The sequence below is a fragment of the Streptomyces sp. Ru73 genome (assembly GCF_002920575.1).
Classification (GTDB): domain Bacteria; phylum Actinomycetota; class Actinomycetes; order Streptomycetales; family Streptomycetaceae; genus Streptomyces.
In genome coordinates this window covers 131,598-140,135 of the sequence record NZ_PQSQ01000008.1, presented here as the reverse complement: position 1 = coordinate 140,135, position 8,538 = coordinate 131,598, and the positions used below count along the sequence as shown (strand labels likewise).

The window sequence follows — 8,538 nt, the reverse complement described above, 5'->3', positions numbered from 1 at the left end:
GGTCGCCGGTACGGTGCTGGTCGGCATCGCCACCGCCGTCGTCAACGTCCTGGTACCGGTGTGGGTACGGGCCCGGTTCGCCCCTCGGCACATCGGGACGATGATGGGCGTCTACGCGCTGTCGATCGGCATCGGCTCGGCGGTCGTCGCCGCCCTGGTCGTACCGGTCGCGCAGGCCAGCGGCGGTGCGTGGCAGCCGGCGATCGGCATCGCCGTCGTTCCCGCGCTGCTCGCGCTGGTCGGGATCGCTCCGCAGGCGGTCCGGATGCGCGGCCGGTCCGGCGCCGAGAACGCGGGGCTACCGCATACGTCGCGACGGCTTGCCTCCGGAAGTGCAGGGCGGCCCGGCGCTGCGCGCCGTCCCGTTGCCCGTACCGCGCTCGGCTGGAGTCTGACCGCGTTCTTCGGGGTGCAGACGCTGATGTTCTACACGACCCTCGCCTGGCTGCCGTCCGTCCTGGTGGCGGCGGGCGTCGGCCGGACGGCGGCCGGAACGTACCTCGCCGTCTTCATCTTCGGCGTCGCGGCCGGTGGATTCGCCGCGCCCGCGCTGGCCGCACGCCGCCAGGACCAGCGGCCGCACATCGCCGCGGCCATCGCCGTGCCGCTGCTGGGCTTCACCGGGTTGTTGCTGGCGCCGGCCGCCGCCCCCGCGCTGTGGGCGGCGGTCCTCGGCATGGGCCTGGGCGCGGCGCAGTCGCTCTCCGGTGTGCTCTACGTACGGCGCGGCGTCGACCAGCAGCACGTCACCGCGCTCTCGGCGATGGCGCAGACGTGCGGTTACGTCGTAGCGGCCGCCGGGCCGGTGCTCGCCGCCTGGCTGCACACCGCCACGGGGTCCTGGCACGCACTGCTCCTCGTCTTCCTGGGGCTGCTGGCGGCGAACGCCGTGCTGAGCATGCGTGCCGGACACGACCCCCACTGAGCCGCCATGCGGCCCGGCCCCTGGCCAACCCGCCGCGCAGACCCGAACCGCACTGAGCCACCATGCGGGCCGGCCCCCGCCCCGCGTGCCCGAGCCCGATTGGCTGAAAGCGTGCTTTCCGGGGGTTGGGGGCGCCGCGAGGCTTCCTGGTGCCATGCCGTGGAAAGGAGGCCGGGCCATGCCTGTCACGCTGCCCTCCGTCGGTACGGATATTCAGGCCCTCACCCACGCTGCCGACGTCCCCCTCCAGGTGAACGTCCTCGGGGCGGTCACCCTGGATTTCAAGGGCGGCTGGTGGGTGCGGGCGGTGCGGCAACTCGCCGCCGGGCGGGGCGTGGGACTGCAGTTGATGGCGTTCGACCTGCGTGCCGCCAGCCCCGTCCTCGGCGAGGTGACCCTGACGATGCCGACGGACGGCAAGGTGCCCGAGGGCACTGTGGAGGTCGTCGCCGGTACACCGTCGAGGTATCGGCACACCCTGCCGCTGCCGGTCGTCGTCACGATCGAGAAGCCGCCGGGCGGCGGCCCGCCGTTGGAGCTGGCCGGCACCGTGCCCGGCAAGCTCCTGTGCGACGGGATGGCGGACTTCCCGCCGCGGGGCAACGTCTACCAGCTGCAGAAGCCGGTCGATCTGGCGCCGCCCGCCGCCCCGCTCGAGGTCGTCGCGAAGCTGATGCAGCTGCCGCTGACGACGTCGGTCGAGCAGTCGTGAACCAGCGGCAGTCGTGAACCAGCGGCAGCCTTGCATCAGCGGTGACCGCGGATCAGCGGCAGCCGTGCATCAGCGGTGACCGGGGATCGGTGGTCACCGGCGATCGGTGGTGACGGTGCATCAGCGGTGAGCGCGCATCACCGGTAGCCGTACGCCTCCCAGTTGTCGAGGACGTGCTGCTGCACGTGCGGCGGGAAGGAGGTGCGGAAGGACGCCGTCGTGCCGCGGTGGGTGCCGTGGAACTGCTCCGGGGTCAGGCAGCTGAGCACGGACTTGCCGCCGCGGCCCGCGGCCACCTCGTCGGGGGTCAGGTAGGGCACCATCGGGATGCCGGGTGCCTCGGGGAAGCAGTACTCGCTCTCGCCGGGGCGGCTGCGGGTGGCCATCGCCCAGACGACCTGGTCGATGTCGGTGATGTCGATGTCGTCGGCGACCAGGATCACCTTGGGCACGAGCCAGCCCGCGTGCGAGCCGAACAGCACCTCGGCGACCCGTTCCACCAGTTCGCGTTCGCCGATGCGCAGCCGGCTGAGCCGCTCGATGTCGACGGAGAGGACGATCCAGCAGGTGGCGGCCTCGTACGAGCACCAGGCCAGGTCGATCGGCAGGCCGGCCGAGCGGAGCACGTCCAGGCTCGCTGCGGAGATCATTGTGCCCCAGATGGTGTGGTTCTCCTCCGGGGGCAGGCCGGCCGCGCAGACGGGCAGGACGGGGTCGTTGCGGTGGGTGACCGCCTCGACGTGGAAGACCGGCTGCGGCTTGCTGTGGCCGAACGAGTAACCGTGGTACTCCCCCATCGGCCCCTCGGGTGCCGTCTCGTCCGGGCTGAGCCAGCCCTCCAGGACGATCTCGGCGTTGGCCGGGACGTACAGGTCGTTGGTTTCGGCCTTGACCACCTCGACGGGGCGGCCGGCCAGCGCGCCGACGTACCCGTCCTCGCTGACCTGCGCCGCCAGCGGCATCCCGGCGGCGGCGAGGGCTGCGGGCGGCGCGCCGAGGACCATGGCCCACGGCGTGCGCTCGCCCTCGCGCCGCCACATGTCGTGGATCATGCCGATGTGCTGCTGCGGCATCGCCGGTCCGACGAGGGTGTTGCGGCCGTTGAGCATGGTGCGGGCCACGGACCAGCTGGTCCAGCTCCCGTCGGGGGTGCGGACGACGTGGAAGCCGTACGTGCCGAAGTAGCGGCCGCCGTCCTCCTGGTGCAGCAGCGGAACGGGGAACTCGGTGAGGTCGACGGCGTCCCCGGTGCGGACGTTCTCCTTGCAGGGGCCGTCCTGGACGACGACCGGCGGCAGCGGTTCCGCGTGCATCGCCCGGATCAGCTTCTCCAGGATGTCGCGCGGGGTGCTGTCGCGCGGCAGGCCGAAGTGTGCCGCGAGCCGGCCGTACGCGCCCTCTCCGTTTCCGCTGAGACCGGCCGGTGCGCCGAGGATGCGGAAGCCGGGCGCGGCGCCGGTGAGGCGGTTGAACAGCGGGGCGGGGGCCTTGGTCTCGTAGACCCGCCGGGTCACCGCGCCGACCTCCAGCTCCGGGTCGACGGGCTGGTCGATCGCGACGGCGTCGCCGGCGGCCAGCAGGTCGTCGAGGAAGTCGCGGAAGTTGAGCGCCGGGCCGTGTTGTGTCATGGACGGGGCCTTTCGCAGAGGTGTTTTCCGGTGCCGGTCGGCTGGTGCTCCGACCCGCAGTGAACGGAGGGTGCTCCGACCGGTGGTGATCGGGTGACGTTCCGACCAGTGGTGGTGGGTGACGCTCCGATCGGTGGTGGTCGGATGACGCTCCGACGCTAAGTACGGAAAATGCAGTGATCGGCACGGACTGAGGACAGGACATGAGCAGAAGCGGACACCTTGCGATCACGGAGGTCCGGTTCCCGGGCACTCCGGGCGGGCCGCCGGGGATCGAGGTGCTCGATTTCGCCGGGCTGGCGGCTGCGGCACGCGGGCGCGGTGCCGATGAGTACGCGCCCTTCCGGCCCGCTTTCCACACACTGCTCGCGGTGGACTCCGGTGTGCTGCTGTGTTCGGTGGACTTCGCGGAGTACGCCGTGGCGGAGGGCGGCTGGGTGTGGGTGCGGCCGGGCCAGGTGCTCCAGATCCGTTCCGACCTCACCGCTGCGGAGGGCACCGCCGTGCTCTTCCAGCCCGGTTTCCTCAGCCCGGCCACCGCCGGCACCGCGCGCGTGGACCAGGGGCCCAGCAGCCTGCCGCTGGTCCCCACGGGCACCGCGTGCGGTCCCGTACGGCACACGCTGGAGATGCTGGCGAGCGAGTACCGGCGGCTGACGGACCTGCCGCTGGAAGTGCACGTCGAGGTGGTCAGGCACCTGCTGTCGATCCTGGTCCTGCGCCTGTCCCACCTGCCAGGGGACCAGCCGGCGCCGACGGCGGCCGGCACCGCGTTCCGCCGCTTCCAGCAGGCGGTGGAGCGGGACTTCACCCGCAGCCACCATGTGGCGGACTACGCGGCCGGGCTGGGCTACAGCGTCCGTACGCTCACCCGCGCGACGCAGGCCGCTGTGGGGTGCGGCGCGAAGCGGTTCATCGACGACCGCATCCTGCTGGAGGCCAAGCGGCTGCTCCTGCACACCGATCTGCCGGCCACCGCGGTCGGCGAACGGCTCGGCTTCCCGAGCGCCACGGTGTTCAACCGGTTCTTCCGGGAGCGGGCCGGCGAGACGCCGACGGCCTTCCGGCTGCGGGCCACCGGAGCCGGGCCACAACCGGCCGCCACTGACGGGTAGCCGTGGGCCACCGGGACAACCGCCCACCGCGTACGAAAAGCCGTGAGCGGCCACCGAGCAGCCGCCCGCCCCCGTACGACAGCCCCGTGAGCGGCCCTCGTACGACAGCCCCGTGAGCGGACCTCCTCAGCCGCCCGTGGCCAGCCCGTGCAGGTGTTCCAGGGCGTCGAGGACGACGGTGCGCTGGTGCCAGGCCAGCCACCGGCCCGCCTGGTCGCCGATGCGGTCCAGCGCGCGGGCCTGCGCCGGGGCCAGCAGCTGGTGGGGGCGTTCGTGGTGGCTGGAGACCATGCCCAGGCAGATGCCACGGGCGGTGGTCAGCGGCGTGCTGTGGGCGGCGCGGCTGCCGGCCTGGAGGATCTTGTACCGGGCCTCTTCCGAGAAGACCGGGTCGGTGGCGACGTCGGTCACCGTGACCCGCGTGCCGTTGCGCGCGGCCAGCGCGCAGGAGGTCCCGTCCTCGCCCACGACGTCGAAGTAGTCGAGGAACTCCTCGTTCAGGCCCTGGTGCTTCTCGATGCGCAGGCCGCCGGAGTAGCGGTCGGCGAGCTGGACGTTGCCCATCGACGTCTCCGAGATCTGCAGGGTCTGGTGCAGTACCGCCGAGATGACCGCGCTGCGGTTGGCGGAGTCCTCGTTCACCTGTGGCAGGGCGGGGAGCCGGGGCGGGCGGGTGCGGACGCGGTCGGGGAACCAGCGGGCCGCGCCGGTCCCAGGACGGGGCGCGTTGAGCACCGCGGCGGCCAGGGTGCGCAGCTTGACGTTGTGCTGCTGGGAGGCCGACTGCAGCAGCTTGAAGGCGGCCCGGCTGTCGCGCAGCCGGTACCGCTCCGTCAGCACGCCCTGCGCCTGCGCGATCAGCGGATGGGTACGCACCTTGGCCTGGAGGTCGCGTACCTTGCCGCGCAGCCGCTCCACTTCCTCGCGGGACTGCGCGTCGAGCACCGGCTCGGGGGCCGGCGCGGCCGGTGTGCCGTCCCACGAGGGTTCGGGCAGGTCGGGCACGCAGGTGGTGAGGAGGTCGTGGGCGGCGGGCAGCACGATGAGGCCGGAGTCGGCGGCTCCGTCGACGGCCAGCGCCCGCGCCGCCGGCTCGGAGGGCGCCGCCACCATGAGGCGGATGTCCCGGCGGCCCAGCTCCACGGCGCAGGCGGCCAGGGCGCGGGCGGCGCTGCCGGACATCTCCCGTACGCCGGACAGGTCGACCGCTACCGCCTGCGGCTCGCCACCGGCCTCCCTGATCGCCGGGAAGAGCGGGTGGTCGGCGGAGTCCAGGGTCCCGTCGGCGCCGAGCATCCAGAGCCAGCCGGCCGCGGCCGGCAGCCGGACCACGCCGGACCAGACCTCCTGTGCCGTCCCACTGTTCATTCCGCCTCCGCATACGACCGCCCGACGATGGTGCACGGCCCGGGGCCGCGGGTCCCAGTGGAACATCTCCGGCCGGGGACGTCACCGCCGGGTGGGAACATCCGTACGACTGCCGCACTTGTCACCGCCCGCGACGGGCCGCAGACTGTGCCTCCGGACGATGATCACACCCGTCCCACCAGCAAAAACGCCCGAAACAGCGAGAACCGGAACACCGCACGCACCTGCAGGAACCGCACCGGCGGCGAGAGAAAGCGGAGCACCGTGACGACGTCGATCACCGAAGTAGAGACCCATGGCGTCGAGCGGATACCGGACGAGGACCGGTCGGCCCGCCCGCTGGACCTCTTCCGGCTGGCCTTCGGCGGCGCGAACACCTTCGCGACGTGTGTGCTCGGTGCCTTCCCCGTCCTCTTCGGGCTGTCCTTCCTGCAGGGGCTCGCGGCGACCGTCCTCGGGCTGGTCGCGGGGGCCGCACTGTTGGCCCCCATGGCGCTCTTCGGCCCGGCGAACGGCACGAACAACGCCGTGTCGTCCTCGGCGCACCTAGGTGTGCACGGCCGGATCGTCGGGTCCTTCCTCTCCCTCCTCACCGCCGTCGCGTTCTTCTCGATCTCGGTGTGGTCCTCCGGGGACGCGCTGATCGGCGGCGCGCACCGGCTCGCCGGCGTCCCGGAGTCGGGGGTGATGTACGGCCTCGCGTACGCGCTGTTCGGCGGGCTCGTGCTGGTGGTCTGCCTGTACGGCTTCCGCTTCATGCTGCTGGTCAACAAGGTCGCCGTGGTGGCGGCCTCGGCGATGTTCGTGCTCGGCACCTTCGCGTTCGCCGGGGACTTCGACCCCGGCTACGCGGGCTCCTTCGCCTCGACCGCCGACCCGCTCTTCTGGCCGTCGTTCATCGGCGCCGCGCTGATCGTGCTCTCCAATCCGGTGTCCTTCGGCGCGTTCCTCGGCGACTGGTCGCGCTACATCCCGGCCGCCACCCCGCGCCGCCGGGTGCTGGGCGCGGCCTTCCTCGCCCAGCTGGCCACGCTGCTGCCGTTCGTCTTCGGCCTGGCAACCGCCTCGGTCATCGCCGAGAAGGCCGCGCGGTACGTCGACCCGGCGGCGCCGAACTACGTGGGCGGTCTGCTGGCCGTCTCGCCCGGCTGGTACTTCCTGCCGCTCTGCCTGATCGCCCTGATCGGCGGGCTATCCACGGGCACCACCGCGCTCTACGGGACGGGGCTGGACTTCTCCAGCGTCTTCCCGCGCTTCAGCCGGGTGCAGGCGACGCTGTTCATCGGGGTGCTGTCGATCGCGTTCATCTTCGCCGGGCGCTTCGCGCTGAACCTCACCCAGTCCATCTCCACGTTCGCCACGCTGATCATCACCTGCACCGCGCCGTGGATGGTCGTGATGATCCTCGGTTACGTCACCCGTCGCGGCTGGTACGACGCGGCCGCCATCCAGGTCTTCAACCGCCGTCAGCGGGGCGGGCGTTACTGGTTCACGCACGGCTGGAACTGGCGCGCCATGTCCGCCTGGCTCGTGTCGGCCACGGTGGGGCTGCTGTTCACCAATCTGCCCGGCCAGTTCGTCGGCCCCCTCGGCCGGCTCGCGGGCGGCGCCGACGTCTCCCTGCCGGTCGGTCTCGTCCTCGCCGCGGTGATCTACCTGGCGCTGCTCGCCCTGTTCCCCGAGCCGCGTGCGGTGTTCGGTCCGGCCGGGCCGCGCTTCGTACGCGCCTCGACGGCCGAGGTCCCGCCGATCACGCCCCTGTGTCCTGGCTCGGACGCCAGCAGCGAAGCGAGTCGTACGGCAGGTCGCGGGTAGCGGGACGCGTCCCGCCTCTCGGGCCGGAAGCCGAAGCCGCCGGCCCGGGAGCTGGAGCCGCCGGACCCGGGCGCGCTCGGGAAGGCGAGTGCGCCCCGGGGGAGGTCACTGCACGGTGTCTCCGCCGTCGCCCGACGGCGGAGTTCCTGTCCGACGCCGTATCCGGACGCCCCACCTGTACGCCCTATCTGGTGGACGGTGAAGCCGCCGTCGACGGGGAGAGCCGTTCCCGTGACGAAGCTGGCGCCGGGGCTGCACAGCCACAGGACGGCTGCCGCGACCTCGCCCGCTCGCCCCAGCCGGCCGATGGGCTGTTCCTTGATGATCCCGGCCATGGCCTCGGCCTGGTTCTCGACCATGTCGGCAACGCAGGTCCTCGACTCCATGAGCGTTCCCGCTGTCGTGCAGAACGGCCGTCTCGATCTCCTCGCGGCCAACGACCTGGGGCGCGCCCTGTACGCCGACCTGTTCACCATGGCCCAGCAGCCACCGAACTTCGCCAGGTACGTGTTCCTCGACCCGCGTGCCGAGGATTTCTACGCCGACCTCGACGAGGCGAAGGACCTGCTGGTCGCGGTGCTCCGCGCGACCGCCGGGCGTGACCCGCTGGACAAGCAGGTGACCGCGCTCGTCGGCGAGCTCTCCGCCCGCAGCACCGGTTTCGGCACCCGCCGGGCCAAGCACGACGTGCACCGGCACTCGCGCGGACGGAAGGTGGTGCACCACCCGGCCGTCGGAACGATGGACCTCGCGTACGACGATTTCGCGCTGCCCGGCGAACCGCTCCGCTCCCTGCTGCTCGCCTCGCGTGGCCTCGGTCCGGCTGTCGACGTCACCATCTGTGACCTTGGTGCGGGAGTGGGAGAGAAAGGCGGCCCTGGGCGTCCCCGTGGGCATGGCCAGACGCCCGGCGTGGGCCGATTCACCCTCCCCCGGGGGCGGGACGGCTCGACCCGTCCGCATTATTAGGTGTAG

General features: G+C 72.3%; 7 protein-coding genes and 1 pseudogene. 5 read left to right on the top strand and 3 right to left on the bottom strand.

What is annotated here, in order from left to right; translation table 11 throughout:
• Both C3486_RS06125 and C3486_RS06120 read left to right on the top strand, forming a co-directional pair.
• The coding region (locus C3486_RS06125) for an MFS transporter (protein WP_103831554.1) at positions 1-925 on the top strand (925 nt) is incomplete at its 5' end.
• Between the two features lie 178 nt (positions 926-1,103).
• Complete coding sequence (locus C3486_RS06120) at positions 1,104-1,637, top strand: hypothetical protein (protein WP_103831541.1); 534 nt, start codon at positions 1,104-1,106, stop codon at positions 1,635-1,637.
• 137 nt (positions 1,638-1,774) lie between these two features.
• Here C3486_RS06120 and C3486_RS06115 read toward each other — a convergent pair whose 3' ends face one another.
• The gene (locus tag C3486_RS06115; protein ID WP_103831540.1) at positions 1,775-3,265 is read right to left on the bottom strand and encodes a UbiD family decarboxylase; all 1,491 of its coding nucleotides are present in this window, start codon (positions 3,263-3,265) and stop codon (positions 1,775-1,777) included.
• 203 nt (positions 3,266-3,468) lie between these two features.
• On the opposite strand from C3486_RS06115, the gene C3486_RS06110 reads away from it, so the two are divergent.
• Positions 3,469-4,380, top strand: a complete 912-nt coding sequence (locus C3486_RS06110) for a helix-turn-helix transcriptional regulator (protein ID WP_103831539.1) — start codon at positions 3,469-3,471, stop codon at positions 4,378-4,380.
• A 126-nt stretch (positions 4,381-4,506) separates the two neighbouring features.
• On the opposite strand, the gene C3486_RS06105 is transcribed toward C3486_RS06110, so the two are convergent.
• Positions 4,507-5,748 (bottom strand): ANTAR domain-containing protein, encoded by a 1,242-nt coding sequence (locus C3486_RS06105; RefSeq protein ID WP_258052629.1) that lies wholly within the window; start codon positions 5,746-5,748, stop codon positions 4,507-4,509.
• A 264-nt stretch (positions 5,749-6,012) separates the two neighbouring features.
• Here C3486_RS06105 and C3486_RS06100 point away from each other — a divergent pair, with 264 nt between their 5' ends.
• Positions 6,013-7,563 (top strand): cytosine permease, encoded by a 1,551-nt coding sequence (locus tag C3486_RS06100; RefSeq protein ID WP_103831538.1) that lies wholly within the window; start codon positions 6,013-6,015, stop codon positions 7,561-7,563.
• 194 nt (positions 7,564-7,757) lie between these two features.
• On the opposite strand, the pseudogene C3486_RS06095 reads toward C3486_RS06100, so the two are convergent.
• A pseudogene (locus C3486_RS06095) lies at positions 7,758-7,880 on the bottom strand (SDR family oxidoreductase); the annotation flags it as partial.
• Between C3486_RS06095 and C3486_RS06090 the strand changes: the two are divergent.
• Positions 7,870-8,532 carry a hypothetical protein gene (locus C3486_RS06090; protein WP_308461221.1) on the top strand — a complete coding sequence of 221 codons (663 nt, stop codon included), beginning with the start codon at positions 7,870-7,872 and terminating at the stop codon, positions 8,530-8,532. The pseudogene C3486_RS06095 and the gene C3486_RS06090 sit on opposite strands and share 11 nt — an antisense overlap.
• Positions 8,533-8,538 lie beyond the last annotated feature (6 nt).